Origin of the sequence: Streptomyces lavendulae subsp. lavendulae, assembly GCF_002803845.1 — a bacterium.
Taxonomy (GTDB): domain Bacteria; phylum Actinomycetota; class Actinomycetes; order Streptomycetales; family Streptomycetaceae; genus Streptomyces; species Streptomyces lavendulae.
The window spans coordinates 5,450,303-5,476,332 of the sequence record NZ_CP024985.1 but is presented as its reverse complement, the minus strand read 5'-3'; the positions used below and the strand labels follow the sequence as shown (position 1 = coordinate 5,476,332).

General features: G+C 72.8%; 19 protein-coding genes. 10 read left to right on the top strand and 9 right to left on the bottom strand.

The annotated features are described in order from the left end of the window. Positions 1-244: 244 nt before the first annotated feature. A complete protein-coding gene (locus SLAV_RS24280; RefSeq protein WP_030229602.1) occupies positions 245-3,577 on the top strand; it encodes a S8 family serine peptidase in 3,333 nt (1,110 codons plus the stop codon). A gap of 94 nt (positions 3,578-3,671) precedes the next feature. Here the strand turns inward: SLAV_RS24280 and SLAV_RS24275 are convergent, their stop codons facing one another. Then, positions 3,672-5,171, bottom strand: coding sequence for a M28 family metallopeptidase (locus tag SLAV_RS24275; protein ID WP_051840790.1), 1,500 nt, complete (start codon positions 5,169-5,171; stop codon positions 3,672-3,674). 259 nt (positions 5,172-5,430) lie between these two features. On the opposite strand from SLAV_RS24275, the gene SLAV_RS24270 reads away from it, so the two are divergent. Continuing rightward, complete coding sequence (locus SLAV_RS24270) at positions 5,431-6,462, top strand: aspartate-semialdehyde dehydrogenase (protein ID WP_030229600.1); 1,032 nt, start codon at positions 5,431-5,433, stop codon at positions 6,460-6,462. A gap of 57 nt (positions 6,463-6,519) precedes the next feature. Here the strand turns inward: SLAV_RS24270 and SLAV_RS24265 are convergent, their stop codons facing one another. Continuing rightward, positions 6,520-7,056 carry a DUF1203 domain-containing protein gene (locus SLAV_RS24265; RefSeq protein ID WP_037687124.1) on the bottom strand — a complete coding sequence of 179 codons (537 nt, stop codon included), beginning with the start codon at positions 7,054-7,056 and terminating at the stop codon, positions 6,520-6,522. Between the two features lie 139 nt (positions 7,057-7,195). Here SLAV_RS24265 and pepN point away from each other — a divergent pair, with 139 nt between their 5' ends. Continuing rightward, positions 7,196-9,775 carry an aminopeptidase N gene (pepN, locus tag SLAV_RS24260; RefSeq protein ID WP_030229598.1) on the top strand — a complete coding sequence of 860 codons (2,580 nt, stop codon included), beginning with the start codon at positions 7,196-7,198 and terminating at the stop codon, positions 9,773-9,775. 289 nt (positions 9,776-10,064) lie between these two features. Here the strand turns inward: pepN and SLAV_RS24255 are convergent, their stop codons facing one another. The 3 genes from SLAV_RS24255 to SLAV_RS24245 are packed head-to-tail and all read right to left on the bottom strand — an operon-like array spanning position 10,065 to position 12,931. Further along, positions 10,065-10,958: a LysR family transcriptional regulator gene (locus tag SLAV_RS24255; protein WP_030229597.1), complete on the bottom strand. Its 894-nt coding sequence runs from the start codon at positions 10,956-10,958 to the stop codon at positions 10,065-10,067. A 10-nt stretch (positions 10,959-10,968) separates the two neighbouring features. Next, entirely contained in the window at positions 10,969-11,910 is a 942-nt protein-coding gene (locus SLAV_RS24250; protein ID WP_030229595.1) for a DMT family transporter, read from the bottom strand. Between the two features lie 43 nt (positions 11,911-11,953). Next, a complete protein-coding gene (locus tag SLAV_RS24245) occupies positions 11,954-12,931 on the bottom strand; it encodes an EamA family transporter (protein ID WP_030229594.1) in 978 nt (325 codons plus the stop codon). Between the two features lie 133 nt (positions 12,932-13,064). Here SLAV_RS24245 and SLAV_RS24240 point away from each other — a divergent pair, with 133 nt between their 5' ends. Continuing rightward, a complete protein-coding gene (locus tag SLAV_RS24240) occupies positions 13,065-13,580 on the top strand; it encodes a MarR family winged helix-turn-helix transcriptional regulator (RefSeq protein ID WP_030229593.1) in 516 nt (171 codons plus the stop codon). A gap of 141 nt (positions 13,581-13,721) precedes the next feature. Here the strand turns inward: SLAV_RS24240 and SLAV_RS24235 are convergent, their stop codons facing one another. From SLAV_RS24235 to SLAV_RS43210, 3 genes are read right to left on the bottom strand one after another with little or no spacing between them, the layout of a single operon-like run. Then, entirely contained in the window at positions 13,722-13,952 is a 231-nt protein-coding gene (locus tag SLAV_RS24235; protein ID WP_030229592.1) for a hypothetical protein, read from the bottom strand. Positions 13,953-13,972: 20 nt separating this feature from the next. Beyond that, positions 13,973-15,967 (bottom strand): 4-alpha-glucanotransferase, encoded by a 1,995-nt coding sequence (locus tag SLAV_RS24230; RefSeq protein ID WP_030229590.1) that lies wholly within the window; start codon positions 15,965-15,967, stop codon positions 13,973-13,975. 41 nt (positions 15,968-16,008) lie between these two features. Then, entirely contained in the window at positions 16,009-16,218 is a 210-nt protein-coding gene (locus SLAV_RS43210) for a hypothetical protein (protein ID WP_030229588.1), read from the bottom strand. 200 nt (positions 16,219-16,418) lie between these two features. On the opposite strand from SLAV_RS43210, the gene SLAV_RS24220 reads away from it, so the two are divergent. Next, on the top strand, positions 16,419-19,409 hold the full coding sequence (locus tag SLAV_RS24220; protein ID WP_030229587.1) for a glycoside hydrolase family 84 protein: 2,991 nt from the start codon (positions 16,419-16,421) through the stop codon (positions 19,407-19,409). A 15-nt stretch (positions 19,410-19,424) separates the two neighbouring features. Here SLAV_RS24220 and SLAV_RS24215 read toward each other — a convergent pair whose 3' ends face one another. Beyond that, a complete protein-coding gene (locus SLAV_RS24215; RefSeq protein WP_030229586.1) occupies positions 19,425-19,961 on the bottom strand; it encodes an HNH endonuclease in 537 nt (178 codons plus the stop codon). Between the two features lie 262 nt (positions 19,962-20,223). On the opposite strand from SLAV_RS24215, the gene SLAV_RS24210 reads away from it, so the two are divergent. The 5 genes from SLAV_RS24210 (at position 20,224) to SLAV_RS24190 (ending at position 26,028) form a co-directional block, all read left to right on the top strand. Then, a complete protein-coding gene (locus tag SLAV_RS24210; protein ID WP_037687122.1) occupies positions 20,224-21,294 on the top strand; it encodes a mechanosensitive ion channel family protein in 1,071 nt (356 codons plus the stop codon). Between the two features lie 198 nt (positions 21,295-21,492). Next, positions 21,493-22,746 carry an ROK family transcriptional regulator gene (locus SLAV_RS24205; protein WP_030229584.1) on the top strand — a complete coding sequence of 418 codons (1,254 nt, stop codon included), beginning with the start codon at positions 21,493-21,495 and terminating at the stop codon, positions 22,744-22,746. 82 nt (positions 22,747-22,828) lie between these two features. Continuing rightward, positions 22,829-24,166 carry an extracellular solute-binding protein gene (locus SLAV_RS24200; protein ID WP_030229582.1) on the top strand — a complete coding sequence of 446 codons (1,338 nt, stop codon included), beginning with the start codon at positions 22,829-22,831 and terminating at the stop codon, positions 24,164-24,166. Between the two features lie 4 nt (positions 24,167-24,170). Next, positions 24,171-25,112 carry a carbohydrate ABC transporter permease gene (locus tag SLAV_RS24195; protein ID WP_030229581.1) on the top strand — a complete coding sequence of 314 codons (942 nt, stop codon included), beginning with the start codon at positions 24,171-24,173 and terminating at the stop codon, positions 25,110-25,112. Position 25,113: 1 nt separating this feature from the next. Continuing rightward, the gene (locus SLAV_RS24190) at positions 25,114-26,028 is read left to right on the top strand and encodes a carbohydrate ABC transporter permease (RefSeq protein ID WP_078950292.1); all 915 of its coding nucleotides are present in this window, start codon (positions 25,114-25,116) and stop codon (positions 26,026-26,028) included. Positions 26,029-26,030 lie beyond the last annotated feature (2 nt).

Genomic DNA, 26,030 nt, shown 5'->3' with positions numbered 1-26,030 from the left:
ACGGAGACCTGCGCCGCACGCGGCGTGAGGCTGCAAAGTCGATAAATCAACTCGCATACCGCTGCGAGTCGCCCCGCCTTGCCCCGGCATGTCCCTACTGGCGGGTAGTACACACTGGCGAGAGTCCGCCATGTCAGGTCTCGGTCAATAACAACCCTCCCCAAACAGCTGTCACTTGCGCAAAGCTGACCGGTCATCCGGCACCGAAATCCGGACCGTATCTTTCACTTAGCCAGGGATGCTGATGACCCTCGACTCCCCCAGCTCCACCACCGGGGCCATACCCGGCGCGCGGCGTGCCGCCCGCGTCGCGGCGGCCGCGGGCCTGGTGGCCGCCCTCTGCGCCACCGGCGCCGTCCCCGCCTTCGCGGCGGCCGGCGACGACCCGCGGAACGCGCCGCCGGTCAAGTCGGCCGACCAGAAGCTCGGTTCGGTCGACGCCGAGCTGCTCCAGGAGGCCAAGGCCAAGGGTGACGCGACCGTCACCGTCATGGTCGCCACCGCCCCCGGGCAGACGAAGCAGGTGGCCGACCAGCTCGACGCCGTCCACGGCGCCTCGGTGGGCCAGACGTACGACAAGCTCGGCTACGTCCGTGCGACCCTGCCGACCGACAAGGCCGAGGCCGCACTGAAGGCCGCCGCCAAGCTCGAATCCGTACACGGCATGGACCTGCGGCAGGAGATCCAGCTGCCGGACCCGCGCCCCGACGCGGGCAAGGACGCCGGCGCGGCCAAGAAGACCGCCGAAGGGTCCTACCCGGCGCCGGACAAGAACACCCCGGCGAAGAACCCGTACAACCCGTCCTTCGAGACCGGCGCGGTGGACTTCGTCCAGAAGAACCCGCAGGCCGACGGCCGCGGCGTCACCATCGGCATCCTGGACTCGGGCGTCGACGTGGCGCACCCGGCCCTCCAGAAGACCACCACCGGCGAGCGCAAGATCGTCGACTGGGTCACCGCGACCGACCCGATCCTGGACAACGACGCCACCTGGCGCCCCCAGGTCACCCCGGTCACCGCCACCGGCGGCTCCTTCACCGCGGGCGGCCAGAGCTGGAAGGCGCCCGAGGGCAGCTTCCAGTGGAGCCGCTTCAGCGAGTCGATCACCGCCACCGGTGACATGAAGGGCGACGTCAACCGCGACGGCGACACCACCGACAAGTTCGGCATGCTGTACGACCCGGTGGCCGGCACCGTCCGCGTCGACACCGACCAGGACGGCGACTTCACCAACAACGAGCCGATGAAGCCGTACAAGGACGGCTACCAGGTCGGCTACTTCGGCACGGACAACCCGGCGACCGACGTCGCCGAGCGCATCCCGTTCGTGATCCAGATCCGCAAGGACGTCCCCATGGACCCCTTCGGCGGGGACTGGGTGGGCAAGAAGGCCGACTTCGTCAACATCGGCATCATCGAGTCGGAGCACGGCACGCACGTCGCCGGCATCACGGCCGCCAACAGCCTCTTCGGCGGCAAGATGAACGGTGAGGCGCCCGGCGCCAAGCTCGTCTCCTCGCGCGCCTGCTCCTGGTCCGGCGGCTGCACCAACATCGCGCTGACCGAGGGCATGATCGACCTCGTCGTCAACCGCGGCGTGGACATCGTCAACATGTCCATCGGTGGTCTCCCGGCGCTGAACGACGGCAACAACGCCCGTTCGGAGCTGTACAAGAACCTGATCGACACCTACGGCGTCCAGCTCGTCATCTCGGCGGGCAACGAGGGCCCCGGCGTCAACACCATCGGCGACCCCGGCCTCGCGGACAAGGTCATCTCCGTGGGCGCGGCGGTCTCCAAGGAGACCTGGGCGGCCAACTACGGCTCCGGCGTGTCGAAGAAGTACAACATGTTCCCCTTCTCCTCGCGCGGTCCGCGTGAGGACGGCGGGTTCACGCCGACCATCACCGCCCCCGGCGCGGCCATCAACACCACCCAGACCTGGCTGCCCGGCAGCCCGGTCAAGGAGGCGGGCTACAGCCTGCCGGCCGGTTACTCGATGCTCCAGGGCACCTCGATGTCCTCGCCGCAGGCGACGGGCGCCAGCGCCCTGCTGATCTCGGCCGCCAAGCAGCAGAAGATCGCGCTGACCCCGGCGTCCCTGCGCGTGGCGCTGACCAGCACCGCGAAGAAGATCGACGACGTCCCGGCGCACGCCCAGGGTGCCGGTCTCATCAACATCGTCGACGCCTGGCAGTCCATCCAGCGCAACGCGAAGGCCGAAGAGTTCACCGTCAAGGCCCCGGTCGACACCGCGCTCGACCAGTTCCTGAAGACCCCGGGCTTCGGCACCGGCCTGTACGACCGCGAGGGCGGCCTCAAGGTCGGCCAGAAGAAGGTCTACGACGTCGTCGTCACCCGCACCACGGGCGTGAAGTACGGCACCCGGCACAACCTGAGCTGGCGCAACAACGACGGCACCTTCAAGGTCGTCGGCGGCTACGACTACGTCACTCTCCCGCTGAACAAGCCCGTCACCATCAAGGTCGAGGCCAACGTCAAGTCGGCCGGCGTGCACAGCGGCATCCTGCAGCTCGACGACCCGACCACCGAGGGCATCGACAAGCAGATCCTGACCACGGTCGTCGCCTCCACCCCGCTGGCGAAGCCGTCGTTCACGCTGTCGGACACCTCCTCCGTGCAGCGCAACAGCCACAAGTCGTACTTCGTGACCGTCCCGCAGGGCGCCAAGACCCTTGAGGTCGCCCTCGGCGGTCTGCAGCCGGGCAGCCAGACCCGCTTCATCTCGATCCACCCGTACGGCACGGGCGTCGAGGACAGCGCGACCACCCAGTGCTACCCGAACTACGACAACCCGGCGAACACCTGCCGCCCCGACCTGCGCTCGTACGCCGACCCGCAGCCGGGCGTCTGGGAGATCGAGGTCGAGTCGCGCCGTACGTCGCCGCTGCTCGACAACCCGTTCAAGCTGGACGTCTCGGTCCTCGGCGCGGGCTTCGACCCGGCCGTCAAGGTCCTCCCCGAGGTCAAGCAGGGCACCCCGGCGCCGGTCCAGTGGACCGTGAAGAACGACGGTGCGGCCATCTCCGGCGGCACGCTCCAGGGCGGCCCGCTCGGCTCCGCGAAGGTCGCCAAGCCGACCATCGCGACCGGTGAGACCCAGACCACCGAGGTCACCGTCGGCGAGGGCGTCTCCCGCCTCGACGTCGCCATCGGCAAGCCCTCCGACACCGCCGCGGACCTCGACCTGGAGGTCTACAAGGACGGCGTCAAGGTCGCCTCGTCCGCCGACGGCGACTCCGAGGAGGCCGTGAGCCTGGCCAAGCCCGCCGCCGGTACCTACACCATCAAGGTGATCGGCTACGCGATCCCGTCCGGCTCCACCACGTACGACTACCGCGACGTGTACTTCTCCTCCGCCCTGGGCTCCGTCCAGGTCGACGAGGCCGCCAAGGTGAACCTCGCCACCGGCGCCTCGGCGAACGTCTCGGCGAACGTCCTGGTCTCCAGCGCGGCCCCCGAGGGCCGTCAGTTCTTCGGCCAGGTCCAGCTGCTCAACGCCCGCGGCACCGCCGCCGGTCTCGGCAGCGTGCAGATCGAGAAGGTCCTCCCGTAACTCCCGTGAGGGCGTGACGGCATGACGGAGGGGCGGGCGCCCGCATCGGGCGCCCGCCCCTTCGCCGTACCCGCCCCCCTCGGGCCGGCCCGCGCTACTTGCCGATCGAGCTCAGGTCCTGCGCGTAGGTGCCCACCGCGTGGGCGATGACGTCCAGGTTGGTGTCGAAGGCCTTCAGGTCCAGGTTCTTCAGGGTGTCGCCCGCACCGTGGTAGTTCGGGTCGTACGGGGACCCGGCCGTGCCGCCGTAGCGCTTGGCCTGCTCCGCCGTCTTGACGCCCTCGGCGCCGGTGAAGGTGCCGCCCGCCGGGATGCCGTTCGCGATGAAGGGGCCGTAGTCCGAGCGGCCGTCGAAGTCACTGCCCTCGTGCGGCTTGCCCTTCTTGTCGAGGAAGCCGTTGATCAGCGCCTCGATCTGCGCCGAGCCGGCCGGGCCCGCGCCCTCGCCGGTCTTGTCCGAGTCGTCGCCGTCGTAGACGAACTGCGCCGGGTTCGGCGAGGCGATCATGTCGAAGTTCAGGTAGAGCGCGATGTCCTTCTTCTGCTTCTCGTTCAGCTGCGCCACGTAGTGCTCGGAGCCGAGCAGGCCCAGCTCCTCCGCCGACCACCAGGCGAAGCGGACCTTGTTCGCGGTGCCCTTGCCCTTCTTGTTGGCGCCCTCGTCCGCAAGCTTGAGAGCCACCTCCAGCAGCCCGGCCGAGCCCGAGCCGTTGTCGTTGATCCCGGGGCCCTCGGGGACCGAGTCCAGGTGGGAGCCGAGGGCCACCACGCGGTCGGCGCGGCCGCCCCTGGTCTCCGCGATCACGTTGCGGGTGGTCTTCTTCACGTGCTCCTGGTCCAGGTCCAGGCGCACCTTCACCTCACCCGCGGCGGCGGCCGCGGCCAGCGCCTCGCCGTCGGCCAGGGTGATGCCCGCACTCGGGATGACCCCCTCGGACGGGGAGGAGAACCCGCCGCGGACCGGGGTGGTGCCGCTGTGGTTGTAGACGATCACGCCGACGGCGCCGGCCGCGGCGGCCGCCCGCTGCTTCTCCACGAAGGTGCAGGCACCCCGCTTGACCAGGGCGATCTTCCCGGTGAACGCGCCGGCCGGGTAGTCGTCGGCGGTGCAGCCGGGGGTCTCGTCGACCCGGGCGAGGGCGAGCGGGGCGACGAGACCGCCCGCCGGGGTGGACCGGGTGAAGGTGAAGGCGGCCGTGGCCAGCTCGCGCCCGCCCGCACCGAGGACGGTGGTCTTCTCCGTCCTGGTGTGCGCCTCGTAGATGTCGAAGTCCTGGTACGAGACGTCGTACCCGGCCTTCTTCAGGGTGTCGTGCACGTAGGCGGCGGAGGCCGCGTGGCCGGGGGTGCCCGCGGCGCGGTTGCCGCCGTTGGCGTCGGCGATCTGCTGGAACTTCGCGAGGTGGCGGTAGGCCCCGCGGGCGGTGACCTCCTCCACGAGCTCCTTGGCCAGCTTGGCCCCGCGCCGGTCCCGGTGGTCGTTGTCGTGGGCCGACGCCGGGGCGGCGGCGATCAGGAGCGGCGCGGCGACGGCGGCGGCCGCGAGGGCGGCGAGGGCCGGTATCGACCGGCGGCGGTGGCGGATGTCCCGCACGGTGTTCTCCCCGAGGTGAGCATTTCGATGTCTGGTACGCCGTGTCCGGATAACGGGCACGACAGACCGGACGCTAACCGGCCTTGACCAGGCAAAACGGAAGTTCGGGGGCCCCGAAACACGCCCGTCACGCACTCGCCACGGAGGTTCACATCCCGGACACCGTCCGCTGCTCGGACAATGGATTGGACAAGCCTCGTGGGGTCGAACGCATGATGGCCCCACGCGCGCCCGCGCCTACGTACCAAGAGGAGTCACCGTGAGGGTCGGAATCGTCGGAGCCACCGGACAGGTCGGCGGAGTCATGCGCGGCATCCTGGCCGAGCGCAAGTTCCCGGTGGACGAGCTGCGGCTGTTCGCCTCGGCCCGTTCGGCGGGCTCGACCCTGGAGTGGGAGGGCCGCGAGATCACCATCGAGGACGCCTCCACGGCCGACTACTCCGGCCTGGACATCGTGCTCTTCTCGGCCGGCGGCGCCACCTCCCGCGCCCTCGCCGAGAAGGTCGCCTCCCAGGGCGCTGTGGTGATCGACAATTCCTCCGCCTGGCGCGGCGACCCGGAGGTCCCCCTCGTCGTCTCCGAGGTGAACCCGCACGCGATCAAGAACCGCCCCAAGGGCATCATCGCGAACCCGAACTGCACCACGATGGCCGCGATGCCCGTGCTGCGCCCGCTGCACGACGAGGCCGGCCTCACCGCGCTGGTCGCCACCACCTACCAGGCCGTCTCCGGCTCGGGCCTGGCCGGCGTGGCCGAGCTCAAGGGCCAGGCCTGCGCGGTCTCCGAGAACGCAGACCAGCTGACCTTCGACGGCGGCGCGGTGGACTTCCCCGAGCCGGCCGTCTACAAGCGCCCCATCGCCTACAACGTGGTGCCGCTCGCGGGCAACCTGGTCGACGACGGCTCCTTCGAGACCGACGAGGAGCAGAAGCTCCGCAACGAGTCCCGCAAGATCCTGGAGATCCCGGAGCTCAAGGTCTCCGGCACCTGCGTGCGCGTCCCCGTCTTCTCGGGCCACTCGCTCCAGGTCAACGCCCGCTTCGCCCGCCCGCTGAGCGTCGAGCGCGCCTACGAGCTGCTGAAGGACGCCGCCGGCGTCGAGCTGTCGGAGATCCCGACCCCCCTCCAGGCCGCCGGCAAGGACGCCTCGTACGTGGGCCGCATCCGCGTCGACGAGACCGTGGACAACGGTCTCGCGCTGTTCCTGTCGAACGACAACCTGCGCAAGGGCGCCGCGCTGAACGCCGTCCAGATCGCCGAGCTCGTGGCCGAGGAGCTGCGCCAGGGCTGATCCGGATTCCGGGCGCGGGAGGGGCGGGTGCCGCACGGCACCCGCCCCTCCCGCGTCTCACGGCCGCCGCACCTCGTAGAGGAAGCAGCCGTACTCCACCGCGCGGACGTGCACGAGCGCGACCTCCGGGTCGGCGAAGGCCTCGGCCAGCGCCTCCCCGACGACCGCGTCGGGCTCCTCTCCGAGGTCCAGCAGGCGGCCGCCGAGGATCCGGCCGCCCGCGTCGTAGCGCCGGGCGACGCGCAGCGCCCCCGGCGTCCCGAAGGGCAGTGCGCCGTCCTGCGCCGGGCCCGCGCAGGGGTCGGCGTGCACGAACACGGGCCCCTGCTCGTCGTACGCCCCCGGGTCCGCACCGGAACCGGCCGCCCAGCGGCGCAGCGGCGCGTAGGAGACCAGGGCGATGCGCTCGCCCGCCCGGCTGCGGCGCAGGCAGCAGCGCAGCGGGGCCCCGCCCTCCGGGTCCTCGTACGGCAGGCAGGGCCGGCCCGCGTCGTCGCGGCGGCGCAGCCCGGCGAGGACGGTGGGGTCGACGGGGCGGGGCAGGACGGCGGCGGCGGGAGGGGTTCCGGCGGCGCGGGCGGTGGAGGAGGTCATGGCTGCGATCGTGCCCCTCCCGGCCCGCCGGCGCTGGCGGGAATCGGACCTCGCGTTCGCCCGTGGATTACTCCGGCGCGGTGACGCGGAGCGCGTGGAAGGATGGCGGGGCAACGTCACCATCAAAGGAGATGACCGCGTGCCTGGCACGAATCTCACCCGTGAAGAGGCTCAGCAGCGGGCGAAGCTGCTCACCGTCGACTCGTACGAGGTCGAACTCGATCTCAGCGGTGCGCAGGAGGGCGGCACCTTCCCGTCCGTGACCACCGTGCGCTTCGAGTCGGCCGAGGCCGGCGCCGAGACCTTCATCGACCTGGTCGCGCCGGCCGTGCACGAGGTCGTCCTGAACGGCGAGGCGCTGGACGCCGCCGCAGTCTTCCAGGACTCGCGGATCGCGCTGTCCGGGCTCGCCGCCGGGGCCAACGAGCTCCGCGTGGTCGCCGACTGCGCCTACACCAACACCGGCGAGGGCCTGCACCGCTTCGTCGACCCGGTCGACCAGCAGGCCTACCTGTACACCCAGTTCGAGGTCCCGGACGCGCGGCGGGTCTTCGCCAGCTTCGAGCAGCCCGACCTGAAGGCGACGTTCCGGTTCACCGTGACGGCCCCCGAGGGCTGGACGGTCATCTCGAACTCCCCGACGCCGGAGCCGAAGGACCGGGTGTGGGCCTTCGAGCCGACCCCGCGGATCTCCTCGTACATCACCGCGCTGATCGTCGGCCCGTACCACGCCGTCCACAGCTCGTACGAGGGCAAGGACGGGCAGTCCGTCCCGCTCGGCATCTACTGCCGCCCCTCGCTCGCCGAGTTCCTCGACGCGGACGAGATCTTCGACGTGACCCGGCAGGGCTTCGACTGGTTCCAGGAGAAGTTCGCCTACGACTACCCCTTCGCCAAGTACGACCAGCTCTTCGTCCCGGAGTTCAACGCGGGCGCGATGGAGAACGCCGGCGCGGTCACCATCCGCGACCAGTACGTCTTCCGCTCCAAGGTGACGGACGCGGCGTACGAGGTCCGCGCGGAGACGATCCTCCACGAGCTCGCGCACATGTGGTTCGGCGACCTGGTCACCATGGAGTGGTGGAACGACCTGTGGCTGAACGAGTCGTTCGCGACGTACACCTCCATCGCCTGCCAGGCGTACGCGGAGGGCTCGAAGTGGCCGCACGCCTGGACCACCTTCGCCAACTCGATGAAGACCTGGGCGTACCGCCAGGACCAGCTGCCGTCGACGCACCCGATCATGGCGGACATCCGTGACCTGGACGACGTCCTGGTCAACTTCGACGGGATCACGTACGCCAAGGGCGCCTCGGTCCTCAAGCAGCTCGTCGCCTACGTCGGCATGGACGCCTTCTTCAAGGGCGTGCAGGCCTACTTCAAGGCGCACGCGTTCGGCAACACCCGACTGTCCGACCTGCTGGGCGCGCTGGAGGAGACCTCCGGCCGCGACCTGACCGCCTGGTCGAAGGCGTGGCTGGAGACGGCGGGCATCAACATCCTGCGCCCGGAGATCGAGACGGACGAGAACGGCATGATCACCGCCTTCGCCGTCCGGCAGGAGGCCCCGGCCCTGCCCGCGGGCGCCAAGGGCGAGCCGGTGCTGCGCCCGCACCGCATCGCGGTCGGCCTGTACGAGCTCCAGGACGGCAAGCTGGTCCGCACGGACCGCGTCGAGCTGGACATCGACGGCGAGCGGACGGCGGTACCGGAGCTCGTGGGCCGTGCCCGTCCTGCCGTGGTGCTGCTCAACGACGACGACCTGTCGTACGCCAAGGTCCGCCTGGACGAGGTCTCGCTGGCCAACGTCACCGCGCACCTGGGCGACTTCACCGAGTCGCTGCCGCGCGCCCTGTGCTGGGCCTCCGCCTGGGACATGACCCGCGACGGCGAGCTCGCCGCCCGCGACTACCTGGCGCTGGTCCTGTCGGGCATCGGCAAGGAGTCCGACATCGGCGTCGTGCAGTCCCTGCACCGCCAGGTGAAGCTGGCCGTGGACCTGTACGCCGACCCGGCGTGGCGGGAGCAGGGCCTGGCGACCTGGACCGAGGCCACGCGGGAGCACCTGCGGACGGCCGGGGCGGGCAGCGACCACCAGCTGGCGTGGGCGCGGGCCTTCGCGGCGACGGCCCGTACCGAGGAGCAGCTCGCGTACCTGGCGGCGCTGCTGGACGGCTCGGAGACCGTCGAGGGCCTGGTCGTGGACACCGAGCTGCGGTGGGCGTTCCTGGAGCGGCTGGTCGCCACCGGTGTCGCGGACGAGCCGGCCATCGCGGCCGAGCTGGAGCGGGACGCGACGGCGGCGGGCGAGCGCCACGCGGCGACGGCCCGTGCGGCGCGGCCGACGGCGGCCGCCAAGGCGGAGACGTGGGCGTCGGTCATCGACTCCGCGGACCTGCCGAACGCGGTGCAGGAGGCCGTGATCGGCGGCTTCGTCCAGAGCGACCAGCGGGAGCTGCTCGCGCCGTACGCGGCGAAGTACTTCGCGGTGGTCAAGGAGATCTGGGACACCCGCAGCCACGAGATCGCGCAGCAGATCGCGGTGGGCCTGTACCCGTCGCTGCAGGTCTCGCAGGAGACGCTGGACGCGACGGACGCGTGGCTGGCCTCGGCCGAGCCGAACGCGGGGCTGCGGCGGCTGGTGTCGGAGTCCCGGTCGGGCGTCGAACGCGCCCTGAAGGCCCAGGCGGCCGACGCCGCCGCGGCCTCCCGCTCCTGACCCCCGGCCCGACACCCGGCCCCGCCGGCCCCTCCGGGGGCGGGCGGGGCCGGGCCCATTTCCGACGCGTCGCTCGCGCGGCTCGGCCGTCGTGTGCGGGTGCGTGCCGCTGCGCGGTGCTGTCCCCTACCCGCCCTTCCTCCGTTCCCGCCTCAGTCGCCGGCGCGGCTCACTGCACGGCGCTCCGCGCCCGCGCCTCAAGCGCCGGCGGGGCTGGAAGATCCAGCCCCGCCGGCGTTTGAGGCGCGGGGGTACGGGGGCGGAGCCCGCGCAGCGGTGGCGGGACGGGTCAGGTGGCTGCGGTTTGGAGGGCCGTCAGGACGCGGGCCAGGGCGGGGGCCGATTCCGAGCCCCGCCGCAGGGCGGCGATCACGTGCCGCGTGGGCCGGTCCTGGTGCAGGACCCGCACCGCGACCCCCTCCGCCCTCCCCGACACCATCCGCGGTACGAGCGCGACCCCCATCCCGGCCTCCACCATCGCGAGGATCGCCGTCCACCCGGACGCCGAGTGCGCCTGCTCCGGTACGAACCCCGCCGCCTCGCACGCGCTGCGGGTGATCTCCGACCAGGGCCCGCTGCCCCCGTAGATCCACCGCTCCCCGGCCAGGTCGGCCAGCCGCAGGCCCCGCGCCGCGGCCAGCGGATGGCCGGGCGGCAGCGCGACGTCAAGGGGGTCCTCCAGCAGGGTGACCCGCGTGAAGCGGGGGTCACCGGCGCCCGGGGCGTGGGCGGCGAGGGACAGGGCGAGGTCGACGACCCCGGCGGAGAGGAGTTCGTAGGACTCGGCGGCCTCGGTCTCACGGATCCGGACCTCGATCCCGGGGTGGCTGCGCCGCAGGGCGGCGACGGCGGGGACCACGAGCACCGGGACGGCGGTCGAGAAGGCGCCGATCCGCACCTCCCCGGCCTCCCCGCAGAGGTACCCGGCGATTTCGGCGTCGGCCCGCTCCAGCTGGGCGAAGACGTCCTCGGTGTGACGCAGCACCAGGTGGGCGGCGTCGGTGAGCCGGACCCGGCGCCCCTGCGCCTCCAGCAGCGGGACCCCCAGCTGCCGGGCGAGGTTGGTCAGCTGCTGCGAAACGGCCGAGGGCGTCATGTGCAGCGCCTCGGCCGTCGCGGTGACGGTCCCCCGGTGGGCCAGGGTCCGCAGGATCCGCAGCTTCTTGATGTCCCACTCGATCACGCCCCCGAACCTACCTCCGGGTGACACTCGCCAGCCCGACTCCGCCGAGGATCAGGGCCATGCTGAGCAGTTCGGCCGGGCCGGTCCGCTCGCCGAGGAGCAGCAGGCCCAGTCCCGCCACGCAGACCGGCTGGAGGTAGTAGACGACTCCGGCGCGGGCGGCGCCGATGAGCGAGATGGCCTTGTTCCAGGCGAAGAAGGCGACGGCGGAGGAGAACACGCCGACGTAGAGCAGCGGTCCGACCGTCCCGGCGGTGGCCTCGAATCCGCCCTGCAGGTGGAGGGAGACGGCGTAGGCGGGGGCGAGCATCAGCGCGCCGAGCACGAAGGTGGTGAACAGGAAGGCGAGGCCGCCGATCTCGGCGGGCTTGCGCTTGAGGAGGGCGCTGTAGGTGGCGAAGGAGAGCGCGGCGCCGAACATCCACAGGTCGCCGGCGGTGAAGTCGAAGCCGAGCGAGCCGTCTCCGACGAGGAACAGGACCCCGAAGGCCGCGAGCAGCATCCCGGAGGTCCGCCGGATGCCGAGCCGTTCGCCGCCGAGGCGGGCGTAGAGGGCCATGATGACCGGCGAAGCCGCCATGATCATGCCCATGTTGGAGGCGGAGGTGGTCAGTCCGGCCTGGTGGACGAGGGTGTTGTAGAGGGTGACGCCGAAGAGGGTGGCGAGGCTGATGTAGCCGAGGTGCCTGCGGATCAGGGCCCGCTGCTGCCAGGCCTGCCGGGCCGCGAGGGGGGCGACCGCGAGGGCGGCGATGATCCAGCGCCAGAAGACGGCCTGGACGGGCGGGACGGACCCTGCCATTCCCCGGGTGGCCACGAAGCTGCCGGACCAGACGACCGTCGCGAGCAGGGCGAGGAGGACGCCGACCCCGGCGGCCCCCCTTTTCCCGCGTCCGCTGTCGGACTGCTGCTGTTCCTGCGAAACGGTTCGGGCGCGGTCCGTGACGGCCACCTGGGTGTCTCTCCCTCGGGTCTGGAGCTGATCTGGATGTGCCCTACCGTCGCACCTTCACATTGCCCAGGTCCATCGAAACATTTCGATCGGTTTCTTCAGGAGAACCGAACGGTTCCTTGGGTGCCGCGGCCACGGGGGCGGCGGCCACGGGGGCGGCGGCGCGGTCGGCGCGGCCCGGGAGCTGTCCGAAGACGGTGGCTCCGAAGGCGATCGCCATGCCCACCACCTGGATCGGGGTCAGCGCCTGGCCCAGCGCGGCCCAGCCGATGACGGCGGCGGTGAGCGGGGAGAGCGGCCCGAGCAGGGTGACGGAGGTGGCGGAGAGCTTGCCGATGCCGCGGAACCAGAGGACGTACGCGGCGCCGGTGTTGATCAGCATCATGTAGCCGTAGCCCAGGAACGCCTTGCCGTCGAGGGCGGGCGGGGCGCCTTCGACCAGGGCCGCGATGGGGATGATGACGAGTCCGCCCGCGGTGAGCTGCCAGCCGGTCACGGCCAGCGGGCCGACGCCCTCGGGGCGCCCCCAGCGCTTGGTCATCACTGTGCCGGCGCCCATGGAGGCGGAGGAGACGATGCCGGCGATGACGCCGATGAGGTCGAGCTTCGCCTCGGCGGTCAGCACCACCATGCTCACGCCGAACGCGGCGACCACCGCGGCGAGCACGGTGCGCAGCCTCGCCCGCTCCCCCAGGACGAGGGCCGCGAGGCCGACGACGAACAGCGGGCCCGCGGAGCCCAGTACGGCCGCGACGCCGCCGGGCAGCCGGTAGGCGGCGAGGAAGAGGAGGGGGAAGAAGGCCCCGATGTTCAGGGTGCCGAGGACGGCGGACTTCCACCACCAGGCGCCCTTGGGGAGGCTCCTGGAGAGTGCTATCAGCAGGAGTCCGGCGGGCAGGGCGCGCATGGCCCCGGTGAAGAGCGGCCGGTCGGGCGGCAGTAGTTCGCTGGCGACGGCGTAGGTGGAACCCCAGGAGATGGGGGCCAGCGCGGTCAGTGCGATGGTGGCGACGCGGTTCACGGCGACTCCTCGGCGGTGGCGACCGGGAGCCCGCTGCCCCCAACTAGATCGCTCGTAAGTAGCTTACTACTAAGCTAGTTTTCTGCAAGCTAGTTTCTTGCGAACGAGGAAGCGGAACTTGGATACTTCGGACATGAACCAGGTCATCAGGGAAGAAGCAGCCAGCAAGGACGCCGTCGACGCGATCACCGCACAGTGGTTCGCGGTGCGACCGGACCTGGACACCGCCCCCATGGGCGTCTTCGGCCGGATCTACCGGATCGCCAGGGCCATGGGCGACGCGATGGAGCGGGTCTACAACCGCTACGGGATCTCCACCGGGGAGTTCGACGTCGTCGCCACGCTGCGGCGCTCCGGGGCCCCGTACACGCTCTCGCCGCGCCAGCTGTCGGCCACGCTCATGCTCACCACCGGCGGCATGACCGGGCGCCTGGACAAGCTGGAGAAGGCCGGACTGCTCACGCGCAGCCCGGACCCGCACGACCGCCGCGGCCTCCAGGTCACCATCACCGAGCGCGGACTCGCCCTCATCGACGAAGCGGTCGGGGCCGGCCTGGAGGCGCAGGCCGCCGCCCTCAAGGGGTTCGACGCGGCGGAGATCGACGTCCTGACGGGACTGCTCCGCAAGCTGCTGGCCGACGTCCCGTAGGCCCGGGGAGCGGCCGCGGACGCGACGGGGCGCCGGAGGTCCACCCGTCCACGGCCGGAGCCGGACGGGCGGACCTCCGGCGCCCCGGAAGCCTTCGGCAGTGGATGCGCCCGGTCGGGCCGTCCCACGTCCGTTCTGGTGTTACTGCTGCTTGCGCGACTTGTCGGTGACCATCACGAGACCCGCGATGACCAGGAACAGCACGATCGGCAGGGCCACGTAGAGGCCGATGGTCTCGCCAATGCTCAGGCCCGGACCCGGGTCGTCGCCGTCGTCGCGGGTGAGCGCGAGGGCGGGAGACGTCATCAGCAGCATCATCAGCGTCGATCCGGCCGTGACGGCGCCGGCGCGCAGAGCGTTCTTCTTGTCCACGGTGCCAAAGTAGCGAACACCTAAAGCGGGCGCGCGCCCGGGGGTGCCGTACGGGTCTGCGCCCCCTCCCGGACCGCGCTCAGCAGGGCGTTCGCCCGGGGCGAGGCGGTCAGCGCCTCCAGGGTCAGCGGCCGGCCCGTCTCGTCCGCGACCGGCAGCCGCCAGTTGGGGTACTGGTCCCAGGTGCCCGGCAGGTTCTGCGGCCGCCGGTCCCCCACCGCGTCCGGCAGCCACACGCCGACCAGCCGGGCGGGCGTGCGCAGCAGGAAGGCGTACAGGGCCTGCACGGCGGCCTCTTCGTCCTTGGTCTCCAGCCCGAGCCCGTCCAGCACCCGCAGCCACTGCGCGGTGTCGGCGGCGTCCTCGGCCCGCTCCCGCTCCGCCGGGCGGGTCAGCAGGCCGAGCCGGTCGCGCAGTTCGACGTGCGCCCCGGCCAGTTTCGCGGCGCTGGGCGGCAGGTCGTGGGTGGTGGCGGTGGCCAGGCAGCCCTCCCGCCAGGCCCCGGGCGGCAGCGGATCTCCGCTGCCGGACCAGTCCCGCTCGAACCAGAGCACGGAGGTGCCCAGGATCCCGCGCCGGGCCAGCTCCCGGCGCACCCGCGGCTCCACCGTCCCCAGGTCCTCCCCGACCACCGGCGCCCCGGCCCGGTGGGCCTCCAGCACCAGGACGGCCAGCATCGCCTCGCCGTCGTAGGAGACGTACGTGCCCTCGGCGGGCGGGGCCCCCTCGGGGATCCACCAGAGCCGGAACAGGCCCATGACGTGGTCGACGCGCACCGCGCCCGCGTAGCGGAACACCCCGCGCAGCAGGTCCCGGAAGGGTGCGTACGCGGACTCCTCCAGGGCGTCGGGCCGCCAGGGCGGCAGCCCCCAGTCCTGGCCCCGCGCGTTGAAGGCGTCCGGCGGGGCGCCCACCGAGACGCGGCGGGCGTGGAAGGGCCCGGTCCGGGCGTCCGAGCCCTCGGGGTGCACCCCCACCGCGAGGTCGTGCACGATCCCGACCGCCATCCCGGCCTCCCGGGCGGTCCGCTGGGCGGCCGTGAGCTGCTCGTCCGTCAGCCACACCAGCCAGGCGTGGAAGTCGGCGCGCTCCGCCGGATCCTCCCCCGCGGCCGCCGCGCACCAGGCGGCGTGCCGATCCAGCGGAGCGCCCTGCCCGGCGCGGAACCCCTCGTAGGCGGCCTGCCGTTCGGGGGAACGCGGTACGGCGTACAGCAGTTCCAGGGCGGCGCGCTTGAGCTCCCAGACGGCGTCCCGGTCGATCAGGGCGCCCTTCTCCAGCACCTCCCGGCGCAGCCGCCCGCCCCGGGCGGCCAGTTCACCGAGGGCGGCCCGCTCCGGGCAGTGCGCGTACTCGGGGACGTCCTCGATCCGCAGGTACACCGGGTCGGGGAAGCGGCGCGAGGCGGGCCGGTACGGGGAGGGGTCGGTCGGCGTGCCGGGCACGGCCGCGTGCACCGGGTTGACCTGGACGAACCCGGCGCCGTGGGTGGTGGCCGCCCAGCGGGCCAGCTCCGCCAGGTCCCCGAGGTCACCCATGCCCCAGGAGCGCTCCGAGAGCAGCGAGTACAGCTGGACGAGGAGCCCGTGGGCCCGGCCGGGGGTGGCCGGCGCCCGGTCCGGGGCCACGATCAGGGTGGCCCCGGCGGTGCGCCCGTCGGGGGCCTCGGCGGTGAGCCGGTGCACCCCGAGGGGCAGCTCCGCGGCCCAGTCCCGCTCTGCCGCCCCGTCCTCCGGGGCCACCCTCAGCCGGGTCCCGGGCGGCAGCGCGGCCAGGGCCTGCGGAACGGCCTCCCCGCGCCACTGCACCACGGTCGCCGGCAGCAGCCGCACGGCCCGCTCCCGTTCGGCGGCCTCGGCCAGGGCCCGGACGTCCCCGGCGGTGTCGAGCGGTACCCCGATCAGCCCGAGGACGGCCCGGACCGTGGCCTCGGGGACGTCGGCGGTGACGTCCTCGGCGGGCTGGTAGCGGGTGGCGACGCCGTGCAGGGCCGCGAGCCGGGCGAGGTCGTCCATGGAGCTCCCTTGTCGTGGGGTGGGGCGGTCCGCCCGGTGCCCTAGAGGCCCTCGGCGGACGGTGCGGGGGTGGTCGGCTCGCTCGTCAGCGGAGCCTCCTCCAGGAGCGGGGGTTCGCTGGTCAGCGGCGCGTACGCGGAGCCGGCCAGCGGGGGCTCGCTGGTGAGGGGGCCCTGGGCCGGCCCGGACTGGGCGGGCAGGTGGGCGAGCGGGGCGTGGGCGGTGGTGCGGACGGCGGTTCGGGCGTTCATGGGAGCACTCCTTCGTGCGGGTCCGTCGGACGCGCCCATGCAACACCCCCGGTGAACACCGCAGCCATACCCAGTCGGAGGCATCGCATTCCTGGCGGATCCAGGTCAGATCACCCTCCCCGATTGACACTTCAGCCGCACGGGTGGTGGGCTCTGGCTCGTTCGTACGAGCGGGGGACGACTCGGGACGGGGAGGCTTCGTGCAGCTCAGGGGCAGGAAGCGGAGCACCGCGGCGGCGGTCGCCGTCATCGGGAGCCTGCTGGGCGGGGCGGTCGCCGCGACCCCGCAGGGCATCACCGCCACGCCGAAGACCTCCGGTACGCCGCGTCCCGACGGCGGTGCGGCCGCCGCTTCCGCCGCGGTCCCCGTACCGTTGCTCGACCCGGGCTCCGATCCCCCGCGAACCGCCGCCGAGGGGCCCGCCGTGTGGCCCCGGCCGCAGTCGGCGGTCGCCGATCCGGGGCGGGAGCTGCCGGTGGGGGCGGAGGCCGTGCTGGTCGCCCCGCACGACGTGGACCCGTACGCCGCCGAGGTGGTCCGAACCGCCCTGCGCGGGGCGGGCGTACGGACCCTGCACGAGCGGGCCCCGGGGGCGGCGCTGCCCGAACGGGCCCTCGTCGTACGGCTCCAGGGCCCCGACGCCGAGGCCGCGCTGCGCTCCCTCGGCGCGGCCGCCGCCGGGGACCTGCCCGACGGCGGGTACCGGCTGGCGGTGGGCCGCACGGGCGGCCGGGACACGGTCGCGCTGGCCGGGGTGGGCGAGGACGGGCTGTTCCACGCCGCGCAGACGCTGCGTCAACTGCTGGCGGCCGGGCCCGGGAAGGTCCCCGGGATGCTGGTGCGCGACTGGCCGATCGCCCCCGTGCGCGGGGTCACCGAGGGGTTCTACGGGCAGCCCTGGTCGCGGGAGCAGCGGCTCGCCCAGCTCGACTTCCTGGGCCGCACCAAGCAGAACCGCCTGCTGCTGGCCCCCGGCGACGACCCGTACCGCACGACGGCCTGGCGCGACCCCTACCCGCCGGAGCGGCAGGAGGAGTTCCGGGCGCTGGCGGAGCGGGCCCGCGCCAACCGGGTGGTCCTCGGCTGGGCGGTGTCCCCGGGGCAGTCCATGTGCCTGGCCTCGGCGGACGAGCGGGCGGCGCTGCTGCGCAAGGTGGACGCCATGTGGGAGCTGGGCTTCCGGGCCTTCCAGCTGCAGTTCCAGGACGTCAGCTACACGGAGTGGGGCTGCCGGGCCGACCGGGTCCGCTACGGCACGGGTCCCGCGGCGGCGGCGAAGGCGCACGCCGAGGTCGCGGGCGAACTGGCGGCGCACCTGGCCGCCCGGCACCCGGGGGCCGCGCCGCTGTCGCTGCTGCCGACCGAGTACTTCCAGGACGGCGCCACCACCTACCGCACGGCGCTGGCCGGCGCGCTGGACCCCCGGGTGGAGGTCGCCTGGACGGGCGTGGGCGTGGTGCCGCGCACCATCACGGGCAAGGAGCTGGCCGGAGCCCGCTCCGCGCTCGGGCACCCGCTGGTCACCATGGACAACTACCCGGTCAACGACTGGGACCCGGGCCGCATCTTCCTCGGCCCCTACGCGGGCCGCGACCCGGCGGTGGCCGGAGGCTCGGCCGGGGTCCTGGCCAACGCCATGGAACAGGGCACCCTGTCGCGGATCCCGCTGTTCACGGCGGCGGACTACGCCTGGAACCCGCGCGGCTACCGGGCCGGGGAGTCCTGGGCCGCGGCCGTGCACGATCTGGCGGGCCCCGACCGGCGCACCCGCGAGGCGCTGGCCGCCCTGGCCGGCAACACCGCCTCCTCGGGGCTCAAGCTGGAGGAGTCCGCGTACCTGAAGCCGCTGGTGGAGGAGTTCTGGCGGGCCCGCGCGGCCGGTGACCCCAAGGCGGGCGAGCGGCTGCGGGCGGCCTTCACCGTGCTGCGGGAGGCCCCGGCCCGACTGCCCTCCTACGCCGCCGAGGCGGGCCCCTGGCTGGAGCGGCTCTCGCGCTACGGGGCCGCGGGCGAGCTGGCCGTGGACCTGCTGCGGGCCGAGGCCCGGGGCGACGGGGCCGCCGCCTGGCAGGCCTCGCGGGAACTGGACGCGGCGCGGCGGGCCCTGGCCGAGAAGGGCGGGGCCAAGGTGGACACCTCCGTGCTGGACCCCTTCCTGAAGCGGGTGGCCGAGGAGTCCGACGGCTGGACGGGCGCGGCCCGCCAGGAGGGCACCGTGGAGCACGCGCCCGGCTCCTGGACGGTCCGGCTGGAGACCGCGCGTCCGCTCTCCGCGGTCACCGTCATGACGGACCCCCCGGCCGCCGACGCGCGGGGCGCGTCGGTGGAGGTACGGGTACCGGGCGAGGGCTGGCGCCGGATCGGCGAGGCGACCGCCTCCGGATGGACCCAGGCCGACGCGGCCGGGGTGCGCGCCGACGCCGTGCGGCTGTCGTGGACGGGCGCCGACCCGGTGGTGCACGCGGTGGTGCCGTGGTTCGCGGACGGGCCGCGGGTCCGGCTGGACCTGGCCGACGCGGCCCCGGCCGACGTGGAGATGGGCGGCGGCCCGCACACGGTGACCGCGCAGCTGTCGTCCCTCGGACCGGGCGAGGTGCGCGGCCCGTTCACGGCGGCCCCGCCCGCCGGGGTGGCCGTCAAGGTGCCCGGGGACCTGGTGGTGCCCCGCGGCACGCGGGTGTCCGTCCCGCTGGAGGTGACGGTGCCGGCGGGCACCCCGGCCGGGACCTACGCCGTCCCGGTGGCCTTCGCCGGGGAGACGCGCACCCTGACCGTACGGGCCGTGCCGCGCACCGGTGGCCCGGACCTGCTGCGCGGCGCGCGGGCCTCCTCCTCGGCGGACGAGGACCCGCGCTTCCCGGCGTCGGCGGCGGTGGACGGCTCGGACGCCACCCGGTGGTCCTCACCGGCGGTGGACGGGGCCTGGTGGCGGGCGGAACTGGCGGCCCCGGCCCGGATCGGGCTGCTGCGCCTGCACTGGCAGGACGCGTACCCCTCCGCGTACCGGGTCGAGACCTCCCCCGACGGCGTGCACTGGCGCCCGGCCGTCGCGGTGACCTCGCGCGGCGGTGTGGACACCGTCCGGCTCGACGCTGCGGACACCCGGTTCGTCCGCGTCACCTGCGACCGCCGGGCGACCCGCTTCGGCTGCAGCCTCTGGTCGGCCTCGGCCTTCTCGGTGCTCCCGTAGCCGGGTCCGCGGCCCCTATGACGCGGCGGCCCCGATGCGCTCCAGCGCGTCGTCCGCCCCGTACGGCTGGAGGTACGGCATCCAGCGGGGATCCCGGTGGCCCGTTCCGATGATCCTCCAGGCCAGGCCGGACGGCGGGGCGGGCTGGTGGCGCAGCCGCCAGCCGAGCTCCAGCAGGTGCCGGTCGGCCTTGACGTGGTTGCAGCGGCGGCACGCGGCGACGACGTTGTCCCAGACGTGCTGGCCGCCCCGGCTGCGCGGGATGACGTGGTCGACGCTGGTGGCGACGGCCCCGCAGTACATGCAGCGGCCACCGTCGCGGGCGAAGAGCGCGCGACGGGTGAGTGGAACGGGCCCCCGGTAGGGGACCCGCACGAAGCGCTTGAGCCGGACCACGCTGGGAGCGGGGACGGCTCTCGTCGCGCTGTGCAGAAAGGCGCCCGATTCTTCCAGGGAGACCGCTTTGTTCTCCAGGACGAGGACGAGCGCGCGGCGGAGCGGTACGACACCGAGGGGTTCGTACGACGCGTTGAGGACCAGGACGTGCGGCACGGACTGCCTCCTTGTACGCCGGCGGCGCGTGGCTCGCGCCGGGACGATCTGCTCTCCAGTCTCCCCTTACGGCTGGTCGAAGCGCCACCACGCGCCCGTAACGGGTCCGAGGTGTTTTCGACCACACCCCCCTTCATCCCCCGGCGAGTCGGGTCTCTCCCTCGAACACGACAACGGGGTCGGGCCCGTGCCCGGTTAGTGTGGTTGGCCTGTCCCGCATCACGTCCCGCGGGCAGACCGCTATGCCTGGAGGTTCCCCGCCGTGCCCTCGCCCGCCACCCTGCTCCCGTTGGCAGCGAACACCACCGACGACGCCGCCGAGAGCGTGACCAACGCCGCGAGCTTCATCGAGGAGAACTGGGCCACCTGGCTGAGCATCGGCCTGCGCATCCTGCTGATCGTCGTGATAGCGGCGTTGCTGCGTTCGGTGGTCCGCAAGGCCCTGACCAAGCTCATAAGCCGGATGAACACCAGCGCCGAGGCCGTCGAGGGCACCGCGCTCGGCGGGCTGCTGGTCAATGCCGAGCGGCGGCGCCAGCGGTCCGAGGCGATCGGTTCGGTGCTGCGGTCGGTGGCCTCGTTCCTGATCCTCGGCACGGCGGCACTGATGGTGCTGGCCGCCCTGAAGATCGACCTGGCCCCGCTGCTGGCGAGCGCCGGTGTGGCGGGCGTCGCGATCGGTTTCGGTGCCCGCAACCTGGTGACGGACTTCCTCTCCGGCGTTTTCATGATCATGGAGGACCAGTACGGCGTCGGCGACAAGATCGACGCCGGAGTGGCCTCCGGCGAGGTGATCGAGGTCGGGCTGCGCGTGACGAAGCTGCGCGGCGACAACGGGGAGATCTGGTACGTCCGCAACGGCGAGATCAAGCGGATCGGCAACCTCAGCCAGGGCTGGGCCACGGCCGGCGTGGCCGTGCAGGTCAAGCCGACGGAGAACCTCGCGCACATCCGCCGAGTAGTCCAGGAGGTCGCGGACTCGCTGGCGAAGGAGTCCCCGTGGGACGAGCGCCTGTGGGGGCCGGTGGAGGTGCTGGGCCTGGACGAGGTGCTGCTGGCCTCGATGACGGTGAAGGTGTCGGCGAAGACCATGCCGGGCCAGCAGTTCGCCGTGGAGCGCGAGCTGCGCTGGCGGATCAAGGAGGCCTTCGACGCCGCGGGCATCCGGATCATCGGCGGCCTGCCGGACGCGTCCGAGCCGGAGGAGGCCCCGGACCCGGCCGCCTCCGTCGCCCCGCCCTCGGCGCTGGCCAACCCGTCCTCCCCGCAGTCCATGGCCACCAACCCGATCCCGGCGCCGTCCTCGCCCGGCAACCCCCGGATCTCCAAGTAGTCCCGCGCGCCTCGCGCCGCAGCCGCTGCCCCGCCGGTCACCGCCGGCGGGGCAGCGGCGTACGCACCCCCGTCCGCACCCCGGCGGGCCCGCCTCGGCACCACCCTCCGCACCACCCTCCGCACCGCCATTGACACGGCTCGGACGCCAATAGGAAACTTACCTAACAGTTCACCTCGGTGAGGGAGACCCAGCCCCATGCCCGCCGCCACCCCCGGAACCCCCAGCCTGCTGCGCGCCATGAACGACCGTGCCGCCCTGGAGCTGCTGCTGACGCACGGCCCGCTCTCCCGGACCCGCATCGGGCACCTGACCGGCCTCTCCAAGCCCACCGCCTCGCAGTTGCTCGCCCGCCTGGAGGCCGCCGGGCTGGTCGTGGCCACCGGCACCGACGGCGGCCGCCCCGGGCCGAACGCCCAGCTCTACGCCCTCAACGCGCGCGTCGCCCACGTCGGCGGGCTCGACGTGACCCCCGAGGGGGTGGTCGCGGCCGTCGCCGATCTGAGCGGCACCGTCGTCGGCGGCTTCGAGCTGCCCTACGCCGAGGGCGCCGAGGCCGTCGCACAGGTCACCGCGGCCCTCGACGGAGCCGTGGCGGCCGCCGGACTGCACCGCGACGACCTGCACCGCCTGGTCATCGCCACCCCGGGCGCCTTCGACCCGCAGACCGGCCGGCTGCGCTACGCCAGCCACCTCCCCGGCTGGCACTCCCCCACCCTGCTCGACGAACTGGCCGCGGCCCTGCCCATGCCGGTCGAGTACGAGAACGACGTGAACCTCGCCGCCGTCGCCGAGCAGCGCCTCGGCGCGGCCCGCGGCCACGAGGACTTCGTCCTGCTCTGGAACGAGGAGGGCCTCGGCGCCGCCCTGGTGCTCGGCGGCCGGCTGCACCGCGGCTGGACCGGCGGCGCCGGCGAGGTCGGTTTCCTGCCCGTCCCCGGGCACCCCCTGGTCCGGCAGGTCACCCGGGCCAACTCCGGCGGCTACCAGGAGCTGGCCGGCGCCCAGGTGCTGCCCCGCCTCGCCCGCGAACACGGCGTCGAGGTCCCCGCGGCACCCGGCACGGATACCGGGACCGGGGCCCTGCCGCCCGGGTCCGCCGCCGCGCCGCCGGGGCCCCAGGTGGCCGCCGCCGTGGCCCTGCTGCGGCGGGCCGCCGCCGAACCCGAGGGACCGCACCTGGACTTCCTGCGGTCCTACGCCACCGTCCTCGCCACCGGACTCGCCTCGCTGGTCGCCGTACTCGACCCGGAACTCGTGGTCCTGTCCGGGGCCGTGATCAGCGCGGGCGGCGACCCCCTGCGCACCCTCCTCCAGGACGAGCTCGCCGAAATCGCCCCCTCCCGGCCCCGCCTGGTCGCCGGCGAGGTGCACGAACGGCCCGTCCTGCGCGGCGCCCTGGAGAGCGCCCTGGCCGCCGCCCGTGAGGAAGTGTTCGACACCTCCCGCTGACCCCGCCCCCACCCCCGCGCCCCTCTGCCCCTCACCGGCACCACCCACCGGAAGTTCCTCCCCCCAGAGAGCGAGCACCGCCATGCCCAGAACCGGACGACGACCGATCACCGCGGCCACCCTCCTGGCCGCCCTCTGCGTACTCGCCACCTCCTGCACGGGCCAGAGCGCCGGCACCGCCTCGGACGACCCGAAGGCGGACGTCACCCTGAAGTTCTGGCACGGCTGGAACACGCCCGCCGAGGTGAAGGCCATCGAGGAGAACATCGCCCGGTTCGAGAAGGCGCACCCGAACATCAAGGTCGAGGTCACCGGCGACATCACCGACGACAAGGTCAACCAGGCGCTGCGCGCGGGCGGGGACAAGGCCCCCGACGTGGTCTCCTCCTTCAGCACCGACAGCGTCGGCAAGTTCTGCAACTCCGGCGCCCTCGCCGACCTGAACCCCTTCCTCCTGAAGTCCGGGATCGACAAGGCGAAGGTCTTCCCCAAGACCCTGCTGGAGTACACCCGGTTCAAGGACGACCAGTGCACGCTCCCGCTGCTCCACGACGCCTACGGCCTCGTCTACAACAAGACCGCCTTCACGGCCGCCGGGATCACCGAACCCCCCAAGACCTGGAGCCAGTTCGTCGCGGACGCCCAGGCGCTGACCAAGTCCAACGGGGACTCGTACGACCAGCTCGGCGTGATGCCCACCTTCCACGGCTACGAGACCACCCCGATGCGCCTGGTCGCGCAGTGGAGCCCCACCTACTTCGCCGCCGACGGCAGCTCCAACCTGGCCAAGGACCCGGCCTTCGCGAAGATGCTGACCGCCCAGAAGGACCTGGTCGCCAAACTCGGCGGCTTCGAGAAGCTGGAGAGGTACCGGGCCGGCTTCGGGGACGAGTGGAGCTCCGCACACCCCTTCAACAAGGGTCAGGTGGTCATGCAGATCGACGGCGAATGGCGCGCCGCCATGGCCGAGGAGGCCGGGGTCGGCTTCGAGGTCGCCACCGCCCCGCTGCCCGTACCCGACGACCAGGTGGACGACTACGGCAAGGGCTACCTCTCCGGCACGATCATGGGCATCTCCTCCACGAGCCGCAAGCAGAACGCCGCCTGGGAGCTGGTGAAGTACATGACCACCGACACCGGGGCCGTCGTGGCCTTCGCCAACTCCATCCACAACGTGCCCTCCACGCTGGCCGCGCTGGAGTCCCCGGACCTCAAGGTGACCCCCGCGCTGAAGACCTTCATGGACATCGCCCGGCACCCGAAGTCGAACACCACTCCGGCCCAGCCGGACGGCGGCACCTACCAGCTGACCTTCCAGGACTTCGCGTACCGGTTCGAGAAGGGCGACGTGCCCGACCTCCAGGCCGGTCTCGCCGCCACCGACCGGCAGATCGACACCGACATCGCGAAGGCGAAGTGACCCGGTGGCCCCCAACACCGCACGGGCCAAACGGCGCCGGGCGGCCCTGCGGACCGCCGCGTTCCTGTCGCCCTGGCTGATCGGCTTCGCCGTCTTCTTCGCCTACCCGCTGCTGTCCACCGTGTACTTCTCCTTCACCCGCTACGACGGCTTCCGCCCGCCCGTCCTCAACGGCCTGGCCAACTGGAGCTACGTCTTCACCGACTATCCGCTCTTCTGGCCGGCCATGCGCAACACACTCTGGCTGGTGGTCGTCATGGTGAGCTGCCGGGTCGTCTTCGGCCTCGGCATCGGCCTGCTCATCACAAAGATCAAAACCGGCGCGGGGATCTTCCGCACCCTCTTCTACCTGCCCTACCTGGCCCCGCCGGTGGCCGCGACCCTGGCCTTCGTCTTCCTCCTCAACCCCGGCACCGGCCCCGCCAACACCCTGCTCGACGGCATGGGACTGCCCACGCCCGGCTGGTTCACCGACGCCGCCTGGTCCAAGCCCGCGCTCACCGCCCTCGCGCTGTGGGGGGTCGGGGACCTGATGGTGATCTTCATGGCCGCGCTGCTCGACGTACCGAAGGAGCAGTACGAGGCCGCCGAGCTCGACGGGGCCGGCGCCCGGGCCCGCTTCCGGCACATCACCCTGCCGAACATCTCCCCGATCGTCCTGTTCGCCGTGGTCACCGGGGTCATCCAGGCCATGCAGTACTACACGCAGCCGCTGGTCGCCGGAAAGGTGGCCGCCGGGGTCATCGGCGGCTCGGGCCAGCAGTTCGAACCGGGCTACCCCGACAAGTCCACCCTGACCCTGCCCCAGCTCGTCTACAACGTCGGCTTCCAGCGCTCCGACTACGGAGCCGCCTGCGTCGTCGCCCTGGTGCTGTTCGCCCTCTCCATGGCCTTCACCGCGCTCCTGATGCGCCGCCGTGGCGGACTGATCGGAGCCGGTGACTGAGATGACCCTGACCGACACGAACCCGACCGACGAGCGCCCCCGCACCCGGCCGCCCGCCGGCGGACCGGCCCCGGCGGCCCGGCCGCGTACCCGCAAGGCGGTCCTGCACTGGGTCGCCGTCCACTCCCTCGGGGTGGCCGCCGCCCTGTTCTTCGTCCTCCCCTTCGTCTTCCTCTTCCTCACCTCCCTGATGAGCGACCACCAGGCGCTCACCCGCGACCTGTGGCCGCGCACCTGGGAGTGGGGCAACTACGCCAAGGTCTGGCACACCCCCGGGTTCCTCACCTGGTGGCGCAACACCCTCCTGTACGCGGGCCTCGGCACCCTGCTCACCGTGGTCTCCTCGGTGCCCGTCGCCTACGCCCTCGCCAAGTTCCGCTTCCGCGGCCGGCGGCTCGCGCTGCTGCTGGTGATCGCCATGATGATGCTGCCGCCGCAGGTGGTCGTCATCCCCATGTACCTCTTCTGGGCCAAACAGCTCGACCTCTCCGGCACCCTGTGGCCCCTGATCGTCCCGATGGCCTTCGGCGACGCCTTCTCCATCTTCCTGCTCCGCCAGTTCCTGCTCACCATCCCCGACGAATACCTCGACGCCGCCCGCGTCGACGGCTGCGGCGAGCTGCGCACCCTGCTGCGGGTGGTCCTGCCGATGGCCAGGCCGGGGATCGCCGCCGTGGCCCTCTTCCAGTTCTTCTACGCCTGGAACGACTACTTCGGCCCGCAGATCTACGCCTCCGACAACCCGGCCGCCTGGACCCTCAGCTACGGCCTGGAGTCCTTCAAGGGCGCGCACCACACCAACTGGAACCTCACCATGGCAGCCACCGTGCTCGTCATGGCCCCGGTGATCGTCCTCTTCTTCCTCGCCCAGAAGGCGTTCGTCGAAGGCGTCACCCTGACCGGAGTGAAAGGCTAGGC

Bases quoted from the DNA above. Each gene is read 5' to 3' on its own strand.
- SLAV_RS24205 (WP_030229584.1), top strand. From the start codon at position 21,493: ATGCCCGCCGCCACCCCCGGAACCCCCAGCCTGCTGCGCGCCATGAAC.
- SLAV_RS24200 (WP_030229582.1), top strand. From the start codon at position 22,829: ATGCCCAGAACCGGACGACGACCGATCACCGCGGCCACCCTCCTGGCC.
- SLAV_RS24190 (WP_078950292.1), top strand. From the start codon at position 25,114: ATGACCCTGACCGACACGAACCCGACCGACGAGCGCCCCCGCACCCGG.
- SLAV_RS24230 (WP_030229590.1), bottom strand. From the start codon at position 15,967: ATGGACGACCTCGCCCGGCTCGCGGCCCTGCACGGCGTCGCCACCCGC.
- SLAV_RS24240 (WP_030229593.1), top strand. From the start codon at position 13,065: ATGAACCAGGTCATCAGGGAAGAAGCAGCCAGCAAGGACGCCGTCGAC.
- SLAV_RS24265 (WP_037687124.1), bottom strand. From the start codon at position 7,056: ATGACCTCCTCCACCGCCCGCGCCGCCGGAACCCCTCCCGCCGCCGCC.
- SLAV_RS24280 (WP_030229602.1), top strand. From the start codon at position 245: ATGACCCTCGACTCCCCCAGCTCCACCACCGGGGCCATACCCGGCGCG.
- SLAV_RS43210 (WP_030229588.1), bottom strand. From the start codon at position 16,218: ATGAACGCCCGAACCGCCGTCCGCACCACCGCCCACGCCCCGCTCGCC.